Genomic DNA, 21,502 nt, shown 5'->3' with positions numbered 1-21,502 from the left:
CGAACCCTGCTCACGTTGCCGGTGCTTCCAAGCAGCCTACGCCGCCAACGCGCCATGCGGATCAATCACAAACTTCTTCGGCGCACCCGCATCGAATTCGCCGTAGCCCTTGGGCGCCTGATCCAGCGAGATCACCTGCACGCCGACGATGTCGGCGATGTGCAGGCGGTCCCACAGGATGGCTTGCATGAGCTGGCGGTTGTATTTCATCACTGGCGTCTGGCCGGTGTGCAGGCTGTGCGACTTGGCCCATCCCAGTCCCAGGCGGATGCTGAGGCTGCCGCGTTTGGCTGCGGTGTCCACGGCGCCCGGGTCGTCGGTGACGTAGAGGCCGGGGATGCCGATGCGTCCGGCGGCGCGGGTGATTTCCATGAGGGAGTTCAGCACGGTTGCCGGTGCTTCGACTTGCGAGCCGCTGTGACCGTGGCCGCGTGCTTCGAAGCCGACGCAATCGATGGCGCAGTCCACTTCCGAGTCGCCGAGGATTGCGGCGATCTGATCCGCCAGCGTCGCATCTTGCGACAGGTCGACTGTCTCGAAGCCGACGCTGCGGGCATGTTGCAGGCGCGTGGCATTGACGTCGCCGACGATGACGACTGCCGCGCCGAGCAAGCGTGCCGATGCGGCTGCAGCCAAACCGACCGGACCAGCGCCGGCGACATAGACGGTCGAGCCTGGGCCGACGCCTGCGGTGACGGCGCCATGGAAGCCGGTCGGCAAGATGTCGGACAGGCACGTCAGGTCGGTGATCTTTTCCATGGCCTTGTCTTTGTCCGGAAAGCGCAGCAGGTTGAAATCGGCGTAGGGCACCATGACGTATTCAGCCTGTCCACCGATCCAGCCACCCATGTCCACGTAGCCGTAGGCGCCACCTGCACGCGCCGGGTTGACGCTGAGGCAGACGCCGGTGTGTTGCTCCTTGCAGGTGCGGCAGCGGCCGCAGGCGACGTTGAAGGGGACGGAAACCAGGTCACCTTTTTTGAGCGTTTCGACGTCTTTGCCGACTTCGATCACTTCACCGGTGATCTCGTGCCCGAGCACCAATCCAGATGGCGCGGTTGTGCGGCCGCGCACCATGTGCTGGTCGGAGCCGCAGATGTTGGTGGTCACGACCTTGAGGATGACGCCGTGTTCGATCTTCCGCCCTTGCGGATTGTCGAACTTGGGAAAAGGAATCGACTGCACTTCGACGCGCCCGTGCGCGACATAAACAACACCACGATTTTCTTCCATGAACTATCTCCTTTGTTATGGGTAAATCCCTCTTGTAAATCTGCGACCTGAATGGTTAAAACTCAGATCAAGCCGTCTTCTTCGAGACCTTGATTTCGGTTGCGGTTGCTGTTGTCGTTGTCGCCGAGACTGCGGCAATACGGTCGGCGACCTCGCGCCAGCTTTTTTTGTGTTTGTCGACGATGCCCGCCTGCACCTGATCGGCCAGCCAGTCCTGGCGTTCGGCGATGGCGGACGAAAGCAATGGCGCCAGACCCGCATCGGAAACGGTGTGCGCGACTTCGCGCATCTCAGCGGCGCGGCGGCGGCCATGCTGGACGACGCGGGAGACGAGGTAGTCGGCCTGGCGCGGCCAGTCGATACCGGGAAAAGTTTCTGTCAGCGAGGCGAGTACTTCTTCCTCCACACCGTAGTGGCGCGCGGTGAACATGCTTTCAACGGTGAGTGCCTCCAGTCCCTTGATCATCACGCTGCGGCACATCTTGATGGCCGACGCCACCCCAATGTTCTCGGAGGCGATCTTCATCTGCATGCCGGACTGCGCCATCAGTGCCATGAAACCGGCGGCATGTGGCCCTCCCAGCAGCATCGGTACGGCGATGCCGTAAGGCGGAATGGACGCCATTACCGCAGCTTCGACATAGCGCGCGCGGCGGCTTGTGAGTAGCGCGTAGCTTTCCTGTTTCAGTGCCGGTGAGACGGAGTTGATATCGAGGAAAAATTGACCGGCGCGTATCGACGCTGCGACGCTGGCGACGACATCGTGTGCGGAGCTGGCGGTGACAGCGGAGATGATGACATCGGCATCGGCGATGGCGACAGTGAGGTCGTCATGCAAGGTCACGCCGGCAGCGGCAGCTTCACGCATGGGCCGATTAGCAGCGTCCGAGAACAGGATGTCATACGCAGAGACAGCATAGCGCCCGGTCGCCGACAAACCTTGGGCCAGGATCTTGCCTGCTTCGCCGTAGCCTATCAGGCAGACAGAAACGAGGGCGGTATCGGACGCTGCCATGGGCATGATGTTTTTCGCGAGGGAAGAAGCGCCCGGTAACCGAACCGGGCAGTCGTCTGATTCTGTGGGAATTCGATCGCTTCAACCACCCAAAATCACCCGATGAGGCATCTAATCTTCTTATCGGTCTGGAATAAATGATGTTGATTGCATAAGCTGAAAAAGTCTTTTCACACAGCGGCAATGCGAGCTTGTCAAAACCGCGCATATCCTTCATCCTAGAAAAAAAGATATCGGAAATTCATATTCCGCAACGCCCGGAGCCGCTTCCTTCCTATGACATCCACCGTAAGCCTGCGTCATCTGCGCGCCTTCATCACCGTCGCCGAACTGGGCAGCGTCACCCGCGCCGCTGATGCGCTGTATCGTGCGCAATCAGCAATCACGCGCTCGGTACACGAGCTTGAAACGGTTATCGGCGAGTCCCTGTTTGAACGAAAATCCAGCGGCATGCTGCTGACGGTATTCGGTAATACCTTGCTGTTTCGCGCACGCAGGGCGGCGCAGGAATTTGAGCTGGCGCGCGACGAAATCTATAGCAAGATCAAGACGCCCACAGGCGCGATGAAGACTTCCATCTTGTCGATGCTGTTCAATGAGCGTCGTCTGCAGATCTTCGTCAAGCTGGCCGAATCGCATCACATGCCAACCGTCGCCAACGCGCTTGGTATCACTCAGCCGGCGGTAAGCGCTTCCATCTCTGATCTGGAAACCAGTCTCGGTGCGACCTTGTTTCAACGCACGCCCAAGGGCATGCTGCTGACCGAAGCCGGCGCCTTGCTGCTGTTTCGCGCCAAGCGTGCGCTGGCAGAGCTGCGCCACGCCGAGGCCGATATCTCGGCGCTCAAGGGAACCACGCAAGGCCGTGTGGTTGTCGGCGCATTGCCCTTAAGCCGTACGACCATCTTGCCGCGCGCGATTGCCAGCGTGATTGCCGCGCATCCGCAGTTGCGCATCACCACCATCGAGGGGCCTTTCGATAGCCTGGCGGCACGTCTGCGTGCGGGGGACATTGACTTCATCCTTGGTGCATTGCGCCCGCCGGAATACGCCAACGACCTGCACGGCGAGCCGTTGCTGGAAGACAAGATGTCGGTGATCGTGCGGCGCGGTCATCCGCTGACGCAGAAGTCGAAGGTGACGCTTGACGACATGATGCGCGCGCAGTGGATCTTGTCGAGCAAGGGGACGCCGGCGCGTGCGCTGTTTGAATCGTCGATGAGCCGCAAGGACATGCCGGCGCCGACTGAAGTGGTCGAGACCAGCGACCTCGCGATCTTGCGCGGCCTGCTGCTGCACAGCGATATGGTCACCGCGATCTCGGCGCAGCAGCTGGAGTATGAAATTCACTCCAACGCGTTGCAGGTGCTGGACTTTGACCTGCCGCGCACCTCGCGCACCATCGGCATCACGCAACGGGAAGAAAGCCATCCGTCGCCGGGTGCGGTCGTACTGATGGATGCCATACGGGAAGTGGCGACACAGATGGAGCGCCGCGCCGCCAACAGCGGTCATTGGTGACGCAGTGACCGCTTGATAAGTTGAGTTGCTGCCCGCTCAGGCCACCCAGCGCAGCAGCGCCTGGGTGACGGCATCCGGCTCTTCCATGGTCGACATATGTCCGCAGGCGGGGATTTCAGTCAACACGCTGCCCTTGACCAGCGCCGCCATGCGCGCATGGCGTTCCGGTGGACTCCAGGCATCTTCTGCGCCGCACAGAATCAATGTGGGGCAGCTGATTGCCGACAGCACCGGCGTTGCATCTGGACGGCCCAGCAATGCGCGAATCTGGGCTGCGTAGATTGCGGGCGACATGCGTCCGACCATTTCCAGAATGCGATTGACCAGCGGCGCATTGTCCCGATTGCCGGGGGCCAGCATTGGCATGGCCCAGGTTTCGCCGATGGCGTTGATGCCGTCGGCGCGGGCACGATCAACCAGTACGGCGCGGCGGGCATCTTCGCCCGGCGTCGTGGCCTCATAGCCGGTATCCAGCAGCGCCAGACGTTGCACGCGATGCGCAGCCTGACGATACACGTCCAGCGCAACGCGGCCCCCCATCGAATGGCCCGCAAGAAAAAACTGCTCAGGTGCATCCTGCAGCACGCGGCTCGCCATGCCGGCGATGGAATCGTCCTGCTGAAAACTCACGATACGCACGTCTGCCTTGTGTTCTTTGCGCAGGGCATCGGCCTGCGCTTCCCAGACCACGTCATCGCACAGCAAACCGCACAGCAAATAAATCGTTTTCATGTTGCTTCCGAAAGGGTGAAAAACGAGATGCAATGTATCCAAACGACTTGCCTGTGTCCAGCCTCGCATTCCGTCTCAATCAGCCAGTTTGACATGGTGCAGCAATCTCGATATCGCTGATTTTGTGCGTGCCTGTTATCTAATTTATTGATTTTAAAGGAATTAAATTTTTGTGTTATCGGTGCTTTGTAAGCTGCGATCAGCAGGTGTCCAAAAATCAATAAGCAAATTAGATGGGGTGGCAAGGCTAAATGTATAACGCCGGTGCCGTCTGAACCCGATAATGCTTCCATAAAAACGGCGTAGAGCCGACAACAAATTCCATACAACAGGAGACCACCGATGTTGCACCGATTCATGAAGTTCACCTTGCCGCTTGCCAGCGCCGCCATCTTTGTCGCCACTCCCGCTGCGCATGCAGATGAAATCCGCATCGGCGTGATCGCTGCATTCAGCGGCCCGTACAGCAACTGGGGCAAACAGATTCAGGACGCCACTGAACTATTCCTCGCACAAAACAACGGCCGCGCCGGTGAGCACACGATCAAGATCATCTATCGCGATGTCGGCGGCAACAATCCTGCACGCGCACGCCAATTGGCCGAAGAGCTGGTTGTACGCGACAAGGTGCAGTACATCAGCGGTCTCGAATTCACGCCGACGGCGCTGGCTGTCGCCGATGTCGCCACGCAGGCCAAGGTGCCTATCGTCATCATTAATGCCGGTACGTCCGGCATCCTGAGCAAGTCGCCTTACCTGTTGCGCGCCGGGTATACCCAATGGATGGTGGCGACGCCGCTGGCCAAGTGGACGGCGGAGCAGGGCGGCAAGCGCGTTGCGCTGGCGGTGGCGGACTACGCACCGGGCGCTGATGCGCTGACCTCGTTCCGCAAGTCTTTCACCGAAGAAAAGGGCCAGATCGTCGCCGAGCTGAAGATGCCGCTGAATACGTCCGACTTCTCGACCTACATGCAAAAGATCAAGGAAGCCAATCCTGAGTACGTCTACATGTTCACGCCGGTCGGCCCGATGGCGGTCGCCTTTATCAAGGCTTTCGTCGAGCGTGGACTTGATAAATCCGGCATCAAGCTGCTGGCCACCGCCGAAACCGAAGAGAGCGAACTGCCGTCCTACGGCGACGCTGCTGCAGGCATCGTGACTGCGCTGCATTATTCGCCGGCCAGCACCACGCCTGCCAATGTGGCTTTTGTCACCGCCTTCCGCAAGAAGTACGGCGCCGACAAGACACCGAACGTGGCATCGATCGCTGCCTATGATTCGATGAAGATGATCTATGAAATGATCCGCGCCACCGGCGGCAAGCAAGACGGCGACAAGGCCATGGCGGCAATCAAGGGCTACGCGTGGGAAAGCCCGCGCGGCCCGGTGAGCATCGATCCGCAGACGCGCGAGATGACGCAGAATATCTACATCCGCCGTATTGAAAAGGTCGATGGCGTCTACGTCAACAAGCCGTTCAAGACGTATCCGGCCATCAAGGATCCGGGCGTGAAGGTACAGTAGTCGCCATCGTTATTGCTATCGTTATTGCGCACCATGTTGTCATTGTTCATTGCGGCGATGGATAAGTCGCCGCAGTGTGTTTAGAGGAGAACTCCATGCTTCAGAAAGCCGCAGCCGCCAAGCCGAAGATGGCCAATCACACCACGCCCCTGATCAAGGATTGCTGGTACGTCGCCGCGCTGTCGCGCGAAGTCACGCGCGATCTGCTGGAGCGCACCTTGCTCGGCAAGACCGTGCTGATGTACCGCAAGGTCGACGGCACGCCCGTCATCATGCAAAACCGTTGCGCTCATCGCTCCTTCCCCTTGTCGAAGGGCCGCCTTGAGGGCGATCAGGTGGTATGCGGTTATCACGGCATGGCCTATAACCCCGAAGGCCAGTGCGTACACATGCCGTCGCTGGCCAACCCGCCGACGCACGCGCGCATCGCATCCTATCCCGTGCAAGAGAAAGGCCCGTTGATCTGGATCTGGATGGGCGACGCCGCCAAGGCCGATCCGGCGCTGATTCCCGATACGTCGTGGCTGGATGCGCCGGAGTGGACCACCGTCACCGGCTACTTCCACATGAAGTCCAACTACGTCGCCATGCACGAGAATCTGCTGGATCAGACACACTTTCCGATTCTGCATGCGGACACGGTCGGCACGCCGGAGTATTCGCGCTCCAGTCTCGAAATCCACAATGAAGGCGATGTCGTGCGTATCCGCCGCGAGCTGAAAAATTCACCGCCGCCACCGATCTACGGCATCCCGATGAAGCTGACCGGACGTCCGGTGGATCGTTTCTCCGACAGTCGTTTCGTTTCCCCGGCCGGACATATCGCGTTTGCGCGCATCGCCAATCTTGAGCCGCGCGAAGGCGAACACACCGACTATCGCGTGAATATTACGCACTTGTTCACGCCGGAATTTCAAGGCACGATCCACTACTGGTGGTTCAACAGCCGCGACTTCGCGCTCGATGATGCCGGTGCCAGCGACTATCTGGCCTCCGCTTCGGTCAAGGCGTATATGGAAGACGTCGACGCCCTGACCTGGATACAGGAGGAAGTCGAGAAGGGGGATGGCCCACCGGACGAACTGAGCTTCGGCCCCGACCGCCCCGGTCTGTCCATGCGCAAGACCTTGCTGCGCCTTGCCGAAGCTGAGATGACGCAAGCGGAGGAGCCGCCCAGCGTCGCCGTAAAAATGTATTAAGTATTTTGAATGTGTTGAAAGCGTATTGAGGAAAACATGGCAAGAATCGTAGGAGGAATCGGCACGTCGCACGTGCCCACCATCGGCCTGGCGTACGACAAGGGACGGCAGAACGATCCGGCCTGGGCGCCGCTGTTCAAGGGCTATGAACCGGTAGCACAATGGTTGCGCGAGCAGGCGCCGGATGTGCTGGTCATGTTCTACAACGATCATGCAAACAGTTTCTTCTTTGACTGCTATCCGACGTTTGCGCTGGGCGTCTCGCCGAGTTTTGAAATGGCCGACGAAGGCGCCGGCAAGCGCCCCTTGCCCGACATCAACGGCCACCCCGAACTGGCGGCGCATCTGGCGGAATGCCTGGTCAACGACGAGTTCGACATGACGTTGTTTCAGGATCGTGCACTCGACCACGGCTGCAACTCGCCGTTGTCGCTGATGTGGCCGCATGAACCGGCGTGGCCCGGTGCGATTGTCCCGATTGAAATCAACGTGCTGCAATACCCGTTGCCGACCGCTGCGCGCTGCTACAAGCTCGGTCAGGCGGTGCGCCGCGCCATCGAGTCCTTCCCCGAAGACCTCAAAGTTGCCGTCGTCGGCACCGGCGGTCTGTCGCATCAGATCCATGGCGAGCGTACCGGCTTCAACAATCCGGAATGGGATGACGAATTCCTGCGCCGCATCGTCGACGATCCGCAGAGCCTGACTAGGCTCAAGCATGCCGACTTCGTGCGTCTGGGCGGCGCCGAAAGTGTCGAGGTCATCATGTGGCTGGCCATGCGCGGCGCACTCGACGACAAGATCAAATGCATCCACCAGAACGTCTATCTGGCGACCACGACGGCGATGGCCGTGGCGATCTACGAACAAGCCTGAAGAGAAAATAATGAATCCACAACTTGAAGGTATTGAAGACATCGAAGGTACTTATGTCTTCGACGTCCGCCAGAGCGTCAAATCGTTGCGGCTGAACCGCTTCTTCTGGCGTCATCGCGAGCCGGAGTTCCGTGTACTGCTGGCGCGCGATTTCAAGGCGGCCTGCGACGAGCTCAAGCTCAGCGATGAAGAGCGTACGCTGGTGACCAATCAGGACTGGCTCGGCCTGATCAAATACGGCGTGAGTTTTTTCGTGCTGGAAAAATTCGCCCGCGTGGTGAAGATGTCCAACCTGGCGGTCTATGCCTCCATGCGCGGAGAGACCCTGGAAGCCTTTCTCAAGACACGGCGGGTTCCGGAATCGGCATAAGCGACATAGCAGACGACATAGCGGCATACAGCAATTTTTTCAGAGCATTCACGGCGTTCACTGCGATGGCAGGGACGCCTTTTTTTACGCCTTGTTTTCAACATTTTGGCGGCGCAATACGGTTTTTGATATGACGTGTTTCGCGCGATTGCATAAGTCGATAAGTAAATTAGATGCGCTATCAGCCAAAGAGAAACGCGAGCGGGCAAGCCCTGCCATAGAATAAATCGACTTAGCAAAGACGATGGAAACGGTAATTAAAACCGGCAATAAGACAACGCCGGAAACCGCGCAGAGACAGCAATAAAAATAAAAAGTACGAGACAAGCACATCAATTCATTTTTATCGAATCAATAGGACAACCATGGAAAAGACTCAAAAACCATCGCTGCTGGTGGTCAGCGCACATGCTGCGGATTTCGTCTGGCGCGCCGGCGGTGCGGTAGCGCTGTATAGCGAACGCGGCTATCGCGTGAAAGTCGTTTGCCTCTCTTACGGGGAGCGCGGCGAGTCTGCCAAGATGTGGAAGCAGCCGAACATGACGCTGCCCAAAGTGAAGGCTGCGCGGCATGAAGAGGCGGCCAAGGCTGCCGACATCCTAGGCGCCGAGATAGCGTTTTTAGATATCGGCGACTATCCGATGCGGGTCAGCGATGAGGTGCTGTACAAGCTGGTCGACATCTATCGTGAGTTGCGTCCCGAATTCGTCCTCAGCCATTCGCTGCACGATCCCTACAACTTCGATCATCCGCTGGCCACGCATGTCGCGCAGGAGGCGCGCATCATCGCACAGGCCCACGGCCACAATCCGGAACAAGCCGTCATCGGCGCACCACCTGTGTTGTTGTACGAACCGCATCAGCCCGAGCAATGCAACTGGAAGCCGGATGTACTGCTCGACATTTCCTCCGTCTGGGAAAAGAAAAAAGCCGCCTTCGAAACCATGAATGCGCAAGAACACCTGTGGGAGTACTACACCCGTGTGGCGCTGCAACGCGGCGTACAGGCATCGCGCAATTCTTCGCGCAGCATCAAGTACGGTGAAGGCTATCAACGCGTGTTCCCGCAAGTGTGCGGAGAGTTCTCATGAGCCGCAACGTCGCTGTTCGCCATATCCCGCGTGCGCCGGTCGAACGCGTCGCTGCGCTGGCGCAGTATGGTGTTGCTACCGTGCACGAAGCGCAAGGCCGTACCGGTTTGCTGCATCACCGCCTGCTCCCGGTCATCGCCGACACGGCAATCGCAGGATCGGCCGTCACGGTCAGTGTGGCGCCGGGTGACAACTGGATGTTGCACGTCGCTGTCGAACTGTGCCAGCCGGGCGACATCCTGGTTGTCAGTCCGACTTCGCATTGCGAGGACGGCTACTTCGGCGATCTGCTGGCGACGTCGCTGCAGGCACGCGGCGTACTCGGTCTGGTGATCGACGCAGGCGTGCGCGATGTACGCACCTTGCGCGAGATGAATTTTCCTGTCTGGTCACGTGCCGTCTGTGCACAGGGTACGGTCAAGGCGACGGTCGGATCGGTCAATGTGCCGCTGGTGTGCGGCGAGCAATTGATTCAGCCGGGTGATGTGATCGTGGCCGATGACGACGGTATCGTCGCCGTGCCGCGCGAGCAGCTCGGCAGCGTCACCGATGCCTGCGTCGCGCGCGCCGCCAATGAAGAGCAGAAGCGCAAACGCCTCGCCGCCGGTGAACTCGGGCTGGATATCTACGACATGCGCGCCAAGCTGGCCGCTGCCGGATTGACCTATCTTTAAAAGCGCGGACGATGACTCAGCCTACCGAAGCTTCCCAACGCGCCATCCCTTGCGCCTTCATGCGTGGCGGTACCTCGCGCGGCCCGTTCTTTCTTGCAGATGATCTGCCGCAGGATACGGCCACGCGCGACGCGGTGCTGTTGGCGGTAATGGGTTCGCCCGATCCACGTCAGATCGACGGATTGGGTGGCAGCGATACGCTCACCAGCAAGGTCGCGATCGTCTCACCGTCGTCCTTGCAGGGCGTCGACGTCGACTTCCTGTTTGCGCAGGTTGCCGTAGACAAGCCGCTGGTGGATATCTCGCCCAACTGCGGCAATATGCTGGCCGGCGTCGGTCCATTTGCGATTGAGCGCGGCCTGGTGGCGATTCGCGGCGACCGGACACCGGTGGTGATCCACATGGTCAACAGCGGCAACATCGCCACGGCAATGGTGCAGACCACGGGTGGCCGCGTGGTGTATGACGGCGAAGCCAGGATTGCCGGGGTGCCCGGCACATCGGCGCCGATCAACATCGCTTTTCGCGATACCGCCGGTTCAGCCTGCGGCAGCTTGCTGCCGACCGGCCGTACGCGTGATGTCTTCAACGGCATTGAAGCGACCTGCATCGACAACGGCATGCCGGTTGTGGTCATGCGCGCCGAGTCATTCGGCAAAACCGGTCAGGAGACGCCTCAGCAACTCGACGCCGACACGGAATTCAAGACGTGCCTGGAAGCCGTCCGTCTGCAAGCGGGCGAACTGATGGGGCTGGGCGACGTACGCAACAAGGTGGTGCCGAAGATGACCATCATCTCGCCGGCTGCCAACGGCGGCCATATCTCCACGCGTACTTTCATCCCGCATCGCTGCCACAGCGCGATCGGCGTACTCGGTGCAGTGAGTGTCGCCAGCGCGTGCATGTTGCCGGGATCGGTGGCCGAAGGGATGGCGACGCTGCCACAGGGCAATGACGTCGAGATCTCGGTGGAGCATCCTAGCGGTGAGTTCACCGTTGCCCTGCGTACTGAATCGGGCACTGAATCGGACACGGAATTGCATGGCAGTGAGATGCGCTTCCTCAGTTCGGGTTTGCTGCGCACGGCGCGCATGCTGCTCGATGGTCAGGTGTATGTACCTCATCGGGTGTGGCCGTGAAGGCACGCAGTTTTTGTCATCGCCATCGTCATTGGCATTGTCATCGTTAGTCAAGGAAAGCCATGCTATCCCGCTTCGCCATTTCTCTTGTTTCACTCCTGTTCGACGGCCTGGCCTTCGGCATGATTCTATTTTTGATTTCCATCGGCATGTCGATCACGATGGGCGTCATGCGCGTCGTCAATCTGGCGCATTGCAGCTTCGCCATGGCCGGCGGCTACATGACCTTCATGCTGGTGACTCAGGCGCAGCTGCCGTATGCCGTCGCCGTACCGCTGGCGGTGATCGGCACCATGCTGCTCGGCGCGCTGCTTGAGCGCACCGTCTATTCGTGGATCTACGTTCAGAGCGAGTTGGGCCAGGTGCTCATGACTATCGGCCTGACCTTCGTCATGATCGCCACAGCCAATGCCATGTTCGGCTCCACCATTCAGGATATCCCGGTGCCGGGCGCCTTGCGCGGCACCTATCAGCTTGGCGCCATCGGTTTGCCGGTATATCGCTTGTTCCTCATTGCCGTCAGTTGCGCCTGTGCGCTGGTGATCTGGTATGTCCTCGATCGCACGCAAGTCGGCGCCAAGCTGCGCGCAGCGGTGGATAACGCCAAAATGGCCGGCTGTATCGGGATGAACGTCAAAGCCTTCTTCGCCGTCACCTTCGCCATCGGCTGCGGCTTTGCCGGACTGGGCGGTGCGCTCGGCGCCGACATGTTTCCGCTGGAACCGTTCTATGCGCTCAATTATCTGGTGCTGGTGCTGATCGTGGTGTCGGTCGGCGGCCTCGGCAGCATCAAGGGCACGCTCATCGCCGCACTGGTGCTGGGCATGATCGACACGCTGGGACGCTACTTCCTGCCGGAAGCGGGCGGCCTGGTGATTTATCTGGCGACGCTGGTGATGCTGCTGGTGCGCCCTCAAGGACTCTTCGGAAGGCAGACAGCATGAAAATAAACACCGTCAACACCGGCACAATTCGCCACATTCTGCCAGCCGGCGCATTGCCGTTCTACCGTGTCCGTTTCGCCGACGTCTTGCCGTGGGTGGTTGCGCTGGCCGCGTTCTTCACTTTCGATACATATATGTCGATAGGCTCGCAGATCCTGATCATGGTGATCTTCGGCATCTCGCTGGATCTCGCACTCGGCTTTGCCGGCATCAATACATTGGGGCACGCGGCTTTCTTTGGCATCGGGGCCTACGCTGCGGGATATTTCTCGCTGCATGTTTCGCCTGAACCCTTCAGTGGCTTGCTGGTTGCGGCCGGTCTGGCGGCATTCGTCGGCTTGCTGTCAGGCTGGTTGCTGTTGCGCACCAGCGGGCTGGCGTTGCTGATGCTGACCATGGTCACCACCGTTGTATTGCATGAGCTTGCCAATACCTGGCGCGGCGTCACTGGTGGTGCGGATGGCTTGTCCGGCATGGAGACCGCGCCGCTGTTCGGCCTGTTCTCTTTCGACTTGTACGGCAAGACGGCGTATCTGTACGCGCTGGGCGTGCTGTTCGTTGTCTTCGTCGCGGTGCGCATCATCGCCAATTCGCCATTCGGTTTGTCGATCCGCGGCATCCGTGAAAACGCGAAGCGCATGCTTTTGGTCGGTACGCCTGTACATGCCAAGCTGATTCTCGCCTATACGCTGTCGGCAGCTATCGCTGGAATCGCGGGCGGTCTGAGTGCACAGATCACGCGTACCGTCAGCCTGGATCTGCTGAGCTTTCAGCTGTCCGGCAATATCCTGATCATGCTCATCATCGGCGGCGTCGGTCGTTTGTATGGCGCGTTCATCGGTATTCCGCTGTACATGCTGTTGCTGGATCGTGCTGCTGCGATTGATCCGTTTCACTGGATGTTCTTTGTCGGCATCGCTTTGATTGTGCTGGTGCGCTTTGCGCCGGGCGGCTTGCTGGCTCTGGGCGGCAGCGTGTTCGATCGCCTGCGCAATCAGTTCCGTCCTTTTTCAGTCAATCCCGCCAAGGAGCAGAAATGACCCCCGTCCTGCAAACATCGCATGCGGACATTGCCTCTCCGGCGAGCGCATCCTCGCGTCCCTGTGCATTGGAAACACGTGGCCTGTGCAAGCGTTATGGCGCCATTGAAGTCACCCGCAACGTTGACCTGCGCATCGAGCGCGGTGCGCGTCATGCATTGATTGGCCCCAATGGCGCCGGCAAGACTACCTTCGTCAATCTGGTCACCGGCGTGGTCGCGCCGACGGCCGGCAGCATTTTTCTGGAGGGACGCGACGTTACCCAGGCCAGTCCGCAGAAGCGTGTCGCCGGCGGTCTGGCGCGCACCTTCCAGATTAACACCTTGTTCACTGAATTGACCGTCGCCGAAAACGTCGCCATTCCGCTGAGCCAGCGCATGGGCATCGCGTGGAAGCTGTGGGGCAAACCGGCCCATCATGCCGGCGTGGTCGAAGAGGCGGCAGCCTTGCTTGAACAGCTCGGACTGTTGCAATTGGCGTCACGCCGCGTCAATGAACTGGCCTATGGTCAGCGCCGCATGATCGAGATTGCCATCGCGCTGGCGCTGAAGCCGCAAGTACTGTTGCTGGATGAACCGGCGGCAGGGATTCCCAATGGCGAGAGCGGCATGATCATCGATCTGCTGGAGCGCCTGCCCGAAGATATTTCCATTCTGTTTATCGAACACGATATGAATCTCGTATTTCGTTTCGCCAAAAAAATCACCGTACTGGTCGAAGGCAGCGTGCTGACGGAGGGGTCGCCCGCCGACATCCGCGCTGACGAGCGTGTGCGCAATGTCTATCTGGGGCGACGTCATGGCTAAGCTGCTCGACATCCACAACCTCAGCGCCGGCTATCGCGACGCCGTCGTCATCGATGATCTGTCGTTTGGTATCGGACAAGGAGAAGCCGTCAGTCTGCTGGGCCGCAACGGCGTCGGCAAAAGTACGCTGCTGGCGACCATGATGGGGCTGACGACCGTCAGCAAAGGCTGTCTTGAATTCGATGGCAAGAACATCGGCAACACCGCCAACTATCAGCGCAACCGCATGGGCCTCGGTTATGTACCGCAAGAGCGCGAAATCTTCTCCTCGCTGACCGTCGAGCAAAACATGCGCGTCGCTGCACGTCCCGGTGAATGGAATATCGCAGCCGCCTATAAACTGTTTCCTCGCCTGCAAGAGCGTCGCAATAACTACGGTAACCAGCTCTCAGGTGGAGAACAACAGATGCTGTCCATGGCGCGTGCGCTGGTCGGTAATCCAAAATTGCTCTTGCTCGATGAACCGTTGGAAGGCCTGTCGCCGGTGATGATGGATATCTTGCTGGACGCCGTCAAACAGCTCAAGCAAAGCGGTCTCACGCTGATTTTGGTGGAACAGCATGCGCACCTCGCGTTGGAAGTCACCGAGCGCGTCGTCATCATGGATCGCGGCCGCATCGTCCACGACGGTCGCAGCGATCTGCTGCTCAAGGACGACGCCACCATGCATCAGTTGCTGGGACTGGCGCACGCGCATGAAGTTGAAAATGCAACTGAGAATGCAGTTGAAAACCTCACCGCATCCGTGCGGAAACCCGACCTCAAACTCGCGAGCTGACAGACATGCCATTCGATGCAATTCAACACTTGCTGATCGGGCAGGAATGTCAGCGCCTGATTCACCGCTATGCCTATCTCAACGATGAACGTGATTTCGATGCCTTGATCGAGTTGTTCACGGATGACGCAATCTTGTATCGGCCATCGGCCCCGGCGACGCCTCTGGTGGGACGCGAAGTGATCCTCGCGGCGTTTCGCAGCAGGCCTGCCGACCTACGTACTTTTCACTTGTGCACTGACGTCATTGTCGACGTGGAAGATCCTGAACACGCATTTGCGCGGTCGCGCATTGTGCTGCTGTCGGGGGCGCGCTCGGATTCAGAGACGGGAATCGTCGACGTTGTTTCCAAACCGCCTGCACCGGGAACCTTCCAGGATCGCTTGCGACTCACCGCGCAAGGATGGAAGTTCTCCGAGCGGCGCGGATCGTTCTGGATCTGATGAAACAGAGAAGGACGATGTGTCGTTTTCTGCACCTTCATAAACAGATTAGATCGATCCCCACGCCAATCGGCAACTAACGCGAGCGACCCCGTCGCTAGAATGATTCACGCTGAATCATCGATACGAATGCAGCGCCTTGCACCATCTCGCAGCAGAAAAAGCGACATCAGAATCGCTTGCGCTGTGAAGTAAGACATCACGAACCAAAAAACAGAAAACCCTTGGAGGAGACGAAACAATGAAGAAATCAATCAGCACCACGCGTGTCATCGGTGCACTGGGTGCCACGGGCGCCATCGCGGCAGCCATGCTGTCGCCGTCGGCGATGGCGCAATCGCAGGTGACGATTTATGGTTTGATCGACACCGGCGTCGAATATGTCACCAATGCCAACGCGGCCGGCAACTCGGTCGTCAAGATGCCGTCGCTGACCGGCTCGTTTCCATCCCGTATCGGTTTCAGGGGCACGGAAGATCTGGGCGGCGGCCTGCAAGCGATGTTCGTGTTGGAAGCCGGCATGGCAGTTGACACCGGCGGCATGGGGCAGGGTAACCGTCTGTTCGGTCGTCAATCCTACGTCGGCCTGAAGAACGCCACACAAAGCGTCATGCTGGGTCGTCAGGTCAACATGACTTACCTTTCTACGCTGAAGTCCGACGTGATGGGCCCGAACATTCACAGCATCGGCAATCTGGATGCCTACTTGCCGAACGCACGCAGCGATAACTCCATTGGATATCTCGGCACCTTCTCCGATGTGACGGTCGGCGCGACCTACAGCTTCGGCCGCGACGCGACCGCAGCCGGCGGCCCTGCATCGACCAACTGTGCCGGCGAGACTGCCGGTGACAGCAAGGCCTGCCGCCAGGTCACCGGCTTGCTTGGCTACGACAACAAGGCTTTCGGCGTCAACCTGGCGTACGACAAACTTAACGGCGGCCCTACTGCGCTGCTGGGATTGAACAACAGCAGCTACACCGATACCCGTATCGGCTTGCACGGCTACTTCATGATCAGCGATGCACGTATCGGTCTGGGTGTATTGGACCGCAAGACGCAGACTGCTACCAAGAGTGAGTCCGATCTGTACTACCTCGGTCTGAGCTATCCGTTCACGGTTGCACTGGTGCTGGACACCCAGATCTCACGTCTGAAGTTCAAGGGCACGGCAAACTCCGCCACACTGTCCGTAGCGCGTCTGACGTATAACTTGTCCAAGCGCACGGCCTTGTACACGTCGGTCGGCTACATCAAGAATTCCGGCACGTCGGCGATTGCCGTCGATGCAGGCGGCACCGTCGGCACCGGCATGAATCAATTGGGTGTCATGACGGGTATTCGTCATACCTTCTGATGTCTTGATTTATTGAAGTCTTGAGGAGCTGGCATTGTTGCCGGAAGCGTGTCGTCTGTATGGACGGCACGCTTTTTTTTATTCCTGTCATTCGGCGACCTTTCCTCCGGATAATCCCCCGTCTTGTCTGCTCTGTCTGGGAGCGTAACAGCCGATAACTGTGCAAGCGTCCGGGAAGCTCGCTTCATTGTTGTGCAAAATCCTTGTGTTTAACCTGTATACAGCTTGGCACGAAAGCTGCATACAGGTTTGGCATGACTACTTCATCCGAAATCAGCGACCGCATTCTCGAATCCGTGCTGGCCAAGCGCCTGCTGCCGGGTGCGCGGCTCAGCGAACAGCAACTGGCGACCTTGTTCGGCTGCAGCCGGACGATTGTGCGCGAAGCCCTGACCCGCCTGTCGGTGCGGCAACTCGTGGTATCCAGCGTCGGCAGCGGCTGGTATATCGCAGCGCCCACGCAGGAAGAGGCGAGCGAAACCTTTGAAGCGCGGCGCGTGATTGAAACCGGCCTGCTGCGCAGCAGAGAGCGTCTCGACAGCGCAGGGCTCAAACGACTTCGACAGCATCTGCAGCAGCAACGCCGCGCACTCAAGAGTGGGGATACAGGCTTGCGCAGCTTCTTGCTGGGCGATTTCCACGTCTGCCTGGCGCAATGTCTTGGCAACGCCGTGTTGGCCAATACCCTGAAAGATCTGACGGCGCTTACCACGCTGATCGCCATTGAACACCAGAGCGATGCGGACGCCTCCCACTCTTGTGACGAGCATGCACAGATCGTCGAAGCGTTGGAAGCCGGCGATCTGATGCATGCTGAACAGCTCATGGCCGCTCATCTCGGCACCTGGCACGTCAAGCTGCCGATGCAAGACGATACCGAAGCCGCCCGCATTCCAGATCCCTTGATGACGCTGCATGAAGTCTTGCAGCCGCTGGATATGCGTGGGGTCTCTGGTACCTCCGCCTCACCCGGCAATCCGTCACCGAAAACTGCAGCAAAGGGCCGCACCACGCGGCCGTCCCGTCCAACCTGACATGGAGTAATGCAATGATGACCATCACCAAACGTCGCTTTTCCCTTGGTATTGCCGCCCTGATGCTGTTCGCATCGGCTTGTGGCGCACAGGCGCAAACTGCCCTCGACGATATCCAGAAGGCGAAGCAGATCCGCATTGCGATTCCAACCGACTTTGCACCTTACGGATTTGTCGACGCGGACCTGCATCCGCAAGGGCTGGACATCGACATGGCCAATTACGTCGGCGCCAAGCTGGGCGTGAAAGTAGTACTGGTGCCGGTGACCAGCGCGAACCGCATTCCGTATCTGCAGACCAGGAAGGTCGACATCGTTATCTCCACGTTGGGCAAGAATCCTGATCGTGAAAAGGCGATCGACTTCACAGCCGCCTATTCGCCGTTCTTCATCGGCGTGTTCGGTCCTAAAACCATGGCGGTCAAAGCCGGTGCCGATCTGGCCGGCAAGTCCATCGCCGTCACGCGTGGTTCGATGGATGACATGGAGTTGACCAAAATCGCACCGGCGACCACCGGCTTGCGCCGCTTCGAAGACAACAACACGACCATCTCCGCCTATATGGCCGGGCAGACGCAACTGGTTGCCACCAGCGTGCAGGTGGCTGACGTGATGATGAAGAAGAGCCCGCAGATGGGCACCGAGTTCAAGTTCGTACTCAAAGTGTCGCCGAACTTCATTGGTCTGGCCAAGAACGAAGACAAGCTGCGCAGCCGTCTGAACGAAATTCTGACGGAAGCGAAAAAGAGCGGGGAGCTGGACAAGATGTCGCAAAAATGGCTGAGCCGTCCTGCGGGCGATCTGCCGGAATAAGTTGATGCAGACCATGAAAGAAGAGCTGTGGCGCCTCGGCGCTGCGCAGCTTGTGTCCGGCTACCGCAGCGGCGCGTTCACGCCGCTGGATGCGTTGGAGGCTTGTCTGGAACGTATTGCGCAATGCCAGCCGGTGATCAACGCGATGGTGTTGATCGACGCCGGTGGCGCACGCGCTGCGGCACAGGCCAGTGGCGCACGTTGGAAGGCACGTGTGCCGCTCGGCCCACTGGACGGCGTGCCGGTCAGCGTCAAGGACAACATGCACGTCGCCGGTATGCCGACGAGCTGGGGCAGTCGTCTTCTGCAGGGCTTCGTTGCAGCCAAGGACGAATTGCCTGTGGCGCGTCTGCGCAGTGCCGGTGCGGTGTTGATCGGCAAGACCAATCTGCCGGAGTTCGCGATGCAAGGATATACGTGGAACGCCTTGCATGGCGCTTCACGCAATCCCTGGAACACGGCAATGACGCCCGGCGGTTCGTCCGGCGGCGCGGCGGCGGCAGTGGCGGCCGGCTGCGGCCCGCTGGCGCTGGCGACAGATGGCGGTGGTTCGATCCGGCGTCCGGCGTCGCATTGCGGATTGGTAGGATTCAAACCATCGGCAGGCGTGGTACCGCGTGGCGATGGCTTGCCGGAAATTTTTCTCGACTATGAGGTTGCCGGCGGCATCGGCCGTAGCGTTGCCGATGTCACGGCGTTTGCCAGTGTATTGGCCGGACGCGACCTGACTGCGCCGGCCTCCGCACGCTACCGAGTGCGTATCTTGTTTGTTCCGCGCTTTGGCGATCATCCCGTCGATGCCGGTATTGCTGCACAGTTGATGCAGGCTGCCGGTCAGTTTGCCGTCCTCGGTCATGACGTCGTGCCGGGCGGATGCTTTGATCTTGCCGAGGAAATCAATCAGCGCTGGTCAGCCTTGTCGGCAGCGGGTCTGGCGTGGATGATGGAACGCACTTCGTCATATACGGAATTCGCCGCTGCATGCAGCAGTATCAGCAACGGCAGCAGCAACGAACTGGAATTGCTTTTGGGTGATGCCGCCCGTGAGAACTTGTCGGCGGGGCGCAAGCAGTCCTCGTCGGCTTTGTTTGAGACGCTGGCGGCGGTGCACACGCTCAAGCTGCGCTTGGGTGAAATCTTTAGTCAGTACGACGCTATCCTCACACCGGCGACGGCGGCGCTGCCGTGGCCAGCCGAACAGACGCATCCGGCCGTGATTGACGGGACCCCCGTCGGATCGCGCGGACATGCAATTTTCACCGCCTTCGCCAACGCCGCCGGCTTGCCGGCGATCGCCTTGCCAACCGGCCTGGTCGACGGCATGCCGACAGGGTTGCAATTGATCGGCATGCACGGCCGGGACGCAGAATTGCTGGCGTTGGCGCAGCAATACGAAGATGCGCATCCCTGGTTGCATCGTTGCCCGATGTGAGCGTCGGGTCATCTTCAATTTAACAGTAGTCAATGGAGCCGCAGATGGATGCCAAGACGATTGCGCAGTTGCTGTTGAATGCGCACGCAAGTGGTAGTCGCGTGCAGATTGATCCGGTATCGGATCTGACGCTGGCTTACGCCGTGCAGGATGCGTTGTTGCGCGAGATTGGTCCTGTCGCAGGATGGAAGGTCGGCGCCAAAGGGCTGGGGCAGGAGCCGATCTGCGCACCGTTGCCTGCACGCGGTTTGCTACCGTCGGGCGTGACGCTGGACGACGGCTATCCACTGCGCGGCATGGAGGCGGAGCTGGCGTTTCGACTGGGCCGGGATTTTGATGTCGGAGATCGCTTGCCGGAGAATGCAGAAATGATGGAGGCGCTGGACGCGATGCTGCCCGCCATTGAAGTCGTGGAAAGCCGGCTGGCTGACTATCCACGCAGCAGCAAACTCACGCAATTGGCCGATCTGCAAAGCCATGGCGCCTTGATCGTCGGTGCTGCAATTCCACTGTCACAACCAGCGACTGACTTGTTGCGGATCGAAGCGCGTCTGTCGTTCGACGAGGTTGAAGTCGCTCACACGACAGGCGGCAATCCGGCTGGCGACATCTGGCCGGTGCTGGCATGGCTGGCGCGGCATTGTTCGCTGCGCGGCACGCCTTTGCTGAAAGGTCAGATCATCACCACCGGATCTTGCACCGGCATGCTGTTTGCCGATGCGGCGCTGAAGGTCAAAGCAGATATCAACGGCTTGGGCGTTGTCGAGCTGAGATTTGAACGGCGACTGCGCTGATGTTGCCAGGCGGTTTATTTAGCCCAGCCGCGCGGCCGCGTCAGCTCAAAATTGGCGTCGCTGCGCGTGCGGCCGTACCAGTCGCCGCCCATGCGCGAGAGCAGGTTCAGCTTCTCGGGATCGGGCAATTGCTTGTCGTTGAGGATGCGCTCATCGAAATGCGCCGCGAGCACCCGCGCCAGCAAGATATGGCATGACGGCGCCTCGGCAGGGTAGGGCATGCAACTGACCAGTTCACATTCCAGACTCACCGGCGCGGCCGTAACCCGCGGTGGACGCACCAGCGATGACGGCGTGGAGGCGATGCCGCATTGTTCGAATTCGCTGATGTCGGCGTCATAGGAAAACGACGTTTCGTTCATGGCGTCAGCCAGTTCGAAACCGACCAGATTGACCACCAGTTGCCCGGTTTCCTGCGCGTTGCGCACGGTGTCCTTGATGCTGCCGTCGCGCTGCACCAGCGGTGAAATCATCACAGTCGGCGGCTTGCCGGTCACCATCTGGAAAAAGCTGAACGGCGCCAGGTTGGTGGCGCCCGATGCCGACACGGTGGACACCCAGGCGACCGGACGAGGGATGACGGCGGAGGCCAGCCAGCTATAAGCCTGGCGAGGATCAACATTGCCAAAATCAATATACATAACAACTCCATAGTGTTACGGCCATCATGGGCCGCAGAAATCTGATGCGC

Annotated in this window: 23 protein-coding genes; 18 read left to right on the top strand and 5 right to left on the bottom strand. The window is 59.5% G+C overall.

Annotated features, from left to right (window positions below):
• Positions 1-36 precede the first annotated feature (36 nt).
• Together fdhA and hmeg3_RS19385 are read right to left on the bottom strand one after the other, a co-directional pair.
• Positions 37-1,233: a formaldehyde dehydrogenase, glutathione-independent gene (fdhA, locus tag hmeg3_RS19390; RefSeq protein ID WP_094565183.1), complete on the bottom strand. Its 1,197-nt coding sequence runs from the start codon at positions 1,231-1,233 to the stop codon at positions 37-39.
• Between the two features lie 67 nt (positions 1,234-1,300).
• Positions 1,301-2,254 carry an NAD(P)-dependent oxidoreductase gene (locus hmeg3_RS19385; RefSeq protein WP_232511739.1) on the bottom strand — a complete coding sequence of 318 codons (954 nt, stop codon included), beginning with the start codon at positions 2,252-2,254 and terminating at the stop codon, positions 1,301-1,303.
• A 270-nt stretch (positions 2,255-2,524) separates the two neighbouring features.
• Between hmeg3_RS19385 and hmeg3_RS19380 the strand changes: the two genes are divergently transcribed.
• On the top strand, positions 2,525-3,769 hold the full coding sequence (locus tag hmeg3_RS19380) for a LysR family transcriptional regulator (protein WP_094565182.1): 1,245 nt from the start codon (positions 2,525-2,527) through the stop codon (positions 3,767-3,769).
• A 36-nt stretch (positions 3,770-3,805) separates the two neighbouring features.
• Here hmeg3_RS19380 and hmeg3_RS19375 read toward each other — a convergent pair whose 3' ends face one another.
• Entirely contained in the window at positions 3,806-4,501 is a 696-nt protein-coding gene (locus hmeg3_RS19375) for an alpha/beta fold hydrolase (protein WP_094565181.1), read from the bottom strand.
• Positions 4,502-4,843: 342 nt separating this feature from the next.
• On the opposite strand from hmeg3_RS19375, the gene hmeg3_RS19370 reads away from it, so the two are divergent.
• From hmeg3_RS19370 to hmeg3_RS19355, 4 genes are all read left to right on the top strand, one after another.
• The gene (locus hmeg3_RS19370; RefSeq protein ID WP_094565180.1) at positions 4,844-6,025 is read left to right on the top strand and encodes an ABC transporter substrate-binding protein; all 1,182 of its coding nucleotides are present in this window, start codon (positions 4,844-4,846) and stop codon (positions 6,023-6,025) included.
• A 95-nt stretch (positions 6,026-6,120) separates the two neighbouring features.
• Positions 6,121-7,224 carry an aromatic ring-hydroxylating dioxygenase subunit alpha gene (locus tag hmeg3_RS19365; RefSeq protein ID WP_094565179.1) on the top strand — a complete coding sequence of 368 codons (1,104 nt, stop codon included), beginning with the start codon at positions 6,121-6,123 and terminating at the stop codon, positions 7,222-7,224.
• 36 nt (positions 7,225-7,260) lie between these two features.
• A complete protein-coding gene (locus hmeg3_RS19360) occupies positions 7,261-8,097 on the top strand; it encodes a gallate dioxygenase (RefSeq protein ID WP_094565178.1) in 837 nt (278 codons plus the stop codon).
• 10 nt (positions 8,098-8,107) lie between these two features.
• On the top strand, positions 8,108-8,467 hold the full coding sequence (locus hmeg3_RS19355) for a protocatechuate 3,4-dioxygenase (RefSeq protein WP_094565177.1): 360 nt from the start codon (positions 8,108-8,110) through the stop codon (positions 8,465-8,467).
• 84 nt (positions 8,468-8,551) lie between these two features.
• On the opposite strand, the gene hmeg3_RS24805 is transcribed toward hmeg3_RS19355, so the two are convergent.
• A complete protein-coding gene (locus hmeg3_RS24805) occupies positions 8,552-8,794 on the bottom strand; it encodes a hypothetical protein (protein WP_157739307.1) in 243 nt (80 codons plus the stop codon).
• Between the two features lie 38 nt (positions 8,795-8,832).
• Here hmeg3_RS24805 and hmeg3_RS19350 point away from each other — a divergent pair, with 38 nt between their 5' ends.
• From hmeg3_RS19350 to hmeg3_RS19290, 13 genes are all read left to right on the top strand, one after another.
• The gene (locus tag hmeg3_RS19350) at positions 8,833-9,558 is read left to right on the top strand and encodes a PIG-L deacetylase family protein (RefSeq protein WP_094565176.1); all 726 of its coding nucleotides are present in this window, start codon (positions 8,833-8,835) and stop codon (positions 9,556-9,558) included.
• Positions 9,555-10,232, top strand: a complete 678-nt coding sequence (locus tag hmeg3_RS19345; protein WP_094565175.1) for a 4-carboxy-4-hydroxy-2-oxoadipate aldolase/oxaloacetate decarboxylase — start codon at positions 9,555-9,557, stop codon at positions 10,230-10,232. Before hmeg3_RS19350 ends, hmeg3_RS19345 begins: the two co-directional genes overlap by 4 nt.
• 11 nt (positions 10,233-10,243) lie before the next feature.
• Positions 10,244-11,371 carry a 4-oxalomesaconate tautomerase gene (locus tag hmeg3_RS19340; RefSeq protein ID WP_094565174.1) on the top strand — a complete coding sequence of 376 codons (1,128 nt, stop codon included), beginning with the start codon at positions 10,244-10,246 and terminating at the stop codon, positions 11,369-11,371.
• Positions 11,372-11,433: 62 nt separating this feature from the next.
• Positions 11,434-12,315: a branched-chain amino acid ABC transporter permease gene (locus hmeg3_RS19335; RefSeq protein ID WP_094565173.1), complete on the top strand. Its 882-nt coding sequence runs from the start codon at positions 11,434-11,436 to the stop codon at positions 12,313-12,315.
• Positions 12,312-13,355, top strand: coding sequence for a branched-chain amino acid ABC transporter permease (locus hmeg3_RS19330; RefSeq protein WP_094565172.1), 1,044 nt, complete (start codon positions 12,312-12,314; stop codon positions 13,353-13,355). The genes hmeg3_RS19335 and hmeg3_RS19330 overlap by 4 nt, the downstream gene beginning before the upstream one ends.
• Positions 13,352-14,161 (top strand): ABC transporter ATP-binding protein, encoded by an 810-nt coding sequence (locus hmeg3_RS19325; RefSeq protein ID WP_094565171.1) that lies wholly within the window; start codon positions 13,352-13,354, stop codon positions 14,159-14,161. The genes hmeg3_RS19330 and hmeg3_RS19325 overlap by 4 nt, the downstream gene beginning before the upstream one ends.
• The gene (locus hmeg3_RS19320) at positions 14,154-14,939 is read left to right on the top strand and encodes an ABC transporter ATP-binding protein (protein WP_094565170.1); all 786 of its coding nucleotides are present in this window, start codon (positions 14,154-14,156) and stop codon (positions 14,937-14,939) included. Before hmeg3_RS19325 ends, hmeg3_RS19320 begins: the two co-directional genes overlap by 8 nt.
• 5 nt (positions 14,940-14,944) lie before the next feature.
• Entirely contained in the window at positions 14,945-15,382 is a 438-nt protein-coding gene (locus tag hmeg3_RS19315) for a nuclear transport factor 2 family protein (RefSeq protein ID WP_094565169.1), read from the top strand.
• Positions 15,383-15,623: 241 nt separating this feature from the next.
• Positions 15,624-16,739: a porin gene (locus hmeg3_RS19310; RefSeq protein ID WP_094565168.1), complete on the top strand. Its 1,116-nt coding sequence runs from the start codon at positions 15,624-15,626 to the stop codon at positions 16,737-16,739.
• Positions 16,740-16,993: 254 nt separating this feature from the next.
• Positions 16,994-17,773 (top strand): GntR family transcriptional regulator, encoded by a 780-nt coding sequence (locus tag hmeg3_RS19305; RefSeq protein WP_094565167.1) that lies wholly within the window; start codon positions 16,994-16,996, stop codon positions 17,771-17,773.
• A gap of 14 nt (positions 17,774-17,787) precedes the next feature.
• Entirely contained in the window at positions 17,788-18,585 is a 798-nt protein-coding gene (locus hmeg3_RS19300; RefSeq protein ID WP_094565166.1) for a transporter substrate-binding domain-containing protein, read from the top strand.
• Positions 18,586-18,589: 4 nt separating this feature from the next.
• Positions 18,590-20,017, top strand: coding sequence for an amidase (locus tag hmeg3_RS19295; RefSeq protein WP_232511738.1), 1,428 nt, complete (start codon positions 18,590-18,592; stop codon positions 20,015-20,017).
• 44 nt (positions 20,018-20,061) lie between these two features.
• Positions 20,062-20,811, top strand: coding sequence for a 2-keto-4-pentenoate hydratase (locus hmeg3_RS19290; protein ID WP_094565165.1), 750 nt, complete (start codon positions 20,062-20,064; stop codon positions 20,809-20,811).
• 14 nt (positions 20,812-20,825) lie between these two features.
• Here hmeg3_RS19290 and hmeg3_RS19285 read toward each other — a convergent pair whose 3' ends face one another.
• The gene (locus tag hmeg3_RS19285) at positions 20,826-21,452 is read right to left on the bottom strand and encodes a flavin reductase family protein (protein WP_094565164.1); all 627 of its coding nucleotides are present in this window, start codon (positions 21,450-21,452) and stop codon (positions 20,826-20,828) included.
• Positions 21,453-21,502: the final 50 nt, after the last annotated feature.

This window comes from Herbaspirillum sp. meg3, from assembly GCF_002257565.1.
In the GTDB taxonomy this organism is placed as follows: Bacteria; Pseudomonadota; Gammaproteobacteria; order Burkholderiales; family Burkholderiaceae_D; genus Herbaspirillum.
This window is presented reverse-complemented; position numbering and strand designations above follow the sequence as displayed.

Excerpts from the sequence above, each read along its gene's own strand:
- fdhA (WP_094565183.1), bottom strand. The coding sequence starts at position 1,233 with ATGGAAGAAAATCGTGGTGTTGTTTATGTCGCGCACGGGCGCGTCGAA.
- hmeg3_RS19385 (WP_232511739.1), bottom strand. The coding sequence starts at position 2,254 with ATGCCCATGGCAGCGTCCGATACCGCCCTCGTTTCTGTCTGCCTGATA.
- hmeg3_RS19380 (WP_094565182.1), top strand. The coding sequence starts at position 2,525 with ATGACATCCACCGTAAGCCTGCGTCATCTGCGCGCCTTCATCACCGTC.
- hmeg3_RS19375 (WP_094565181.1), bottom strand. The coding sequence starts at position 4,501 with ATGAAAACGATTTATTTGCTGTGCGGTTTGCTGTGCGATGACGTGGTC.
- hmeg3_RS19370 (WP_094565180.1), top strand. The coding sequence starts at position 4,844 with ATGTTGCACCGATTCATGAAGTTCACCTTGCCGCTTGCCAGCGCCGCC.
- hmeg3_RS19365 (WP_094565179.1), top strand. The coding sequence starts at position 6,121 with ATGCTTCAGAAAGCCGCAGCCGCCAAGCCGAAGATGGCCAATCACACC.
- hmeg3_RS19360 (WP_094565178.1), top strand. The coding sequence starts at position 7,261 with ATGGCAAGAATCGTAGGAGGAATCGGCACGTCGCACGTGCCCACCATC.
- hmeg3_RS19355 (WP_094565177.1), top strand. The coding sequence starts at position 8,108 with ATGAATCCACAACTTGAAGGTATTGAAGACATCGAAGGTACTTATGTC.
- hmeg3_RS19350 (WP_094565176.1), top strand. The coding sequence starts at position 8,833 with ATGGAAAAGACTCAAAAACCATCGCTGCTGGTGGTCAGCGCACATGCT.
- hmeg3_RS19345 (WP_094565175.1), top strand. The coding sequence starts at position 9,555 with ATGAGCCGCAACGTCGCTGTTCGCCATATCCCGCGTGCGCCGGTCGAA.
- hmeg3_RS19340 (WP_094565174.1), top strand. The coding sequence starts at position 10,244 with ATGACTCAGCCTACCGAAGCTTCCCAACGCGCCATCCCTTGCGCCTTC.
- hmeg3_RS19335 (WP_094565173.1), top strand. The coding sequence starts at position 11,434 with ATGCTATCCCGCTTCGCCATTTCTCTTGTTTCACTCCTGTTCGACGGC.
- hmeg3_RS19330 (WP_094565172.1), top strand. The coding sequence starts at position 12,312 with ATGAAAATAAACACCGTCAACACCGGCACAATTCGCCACATTCTGCCA.
- hmeg3_RS19325 (WP_094565171.1), top strand. The coding sequence starts at position 13,352 with ATGACCCCCGTCCTGCAAACATCGCATGCGGACATTGCCTCTCCGGCG.
- hmeg3_RS19320 (WP_094565170.1), top strand. The coding sequence starts at position 14,154 with ATGGCTAAGCTGCTCGACATCCACAACCTCAGCGCCGGCTATCGCGAC.
- hmeg3_RS19315 (WP_094565169.1), top strand. The coding sequence starts at position 14,945 with ATGCCATTCGATGCAATTCAACACTTGCTGATCGGGCAGGAATGTCAG.
- hmeg3_RS19310 (WP_094565168.1), top strand. The coding sequence starts at position 15,624 with ATGAAGAAATCAATCAGCACCACGCGTGTCATCGGTGCACTGGGTGCC.
- hmeg3_RS19305 (WP_094565167.1), top strand. The coding sequence starts at position 16,994 with ATGACTACTTCATCCGAAATCAGCGACCGCATTCTCGAATCCGTGCTG.
- hmeg3_RS19300 (WP_094565166.1), top strand. The coding sequence starts at position 17,788 with ATGATGACCATCACCAAACGTCGCTTTTCCCTTGGTATTGCCGCCCTG.
- hmeg3_RS19295 (WP_232511738.1), top strand. The coding sequence starts at position 18,590 with ATGCAGACCATGAAAGAAGAGCTGTGGCGCCTCGGCGCTGCGCAGCTT.
- hmeg3_RS19290 (WP_094565165.1), top strand. The coding sequence starts at position 20,062 with ATGGATGCCAAGACGATTGCGCAGTTGCTGTTGAATGCGCACGCAAGT.
- hmeg3_RS19285 (WP_094565164.1), bottom strand. The coding sequence starts at position 21,452 with ATGTATATTGATTTTGGCAATGTTGATCCTCGCCAGGCTTATAGCTGG.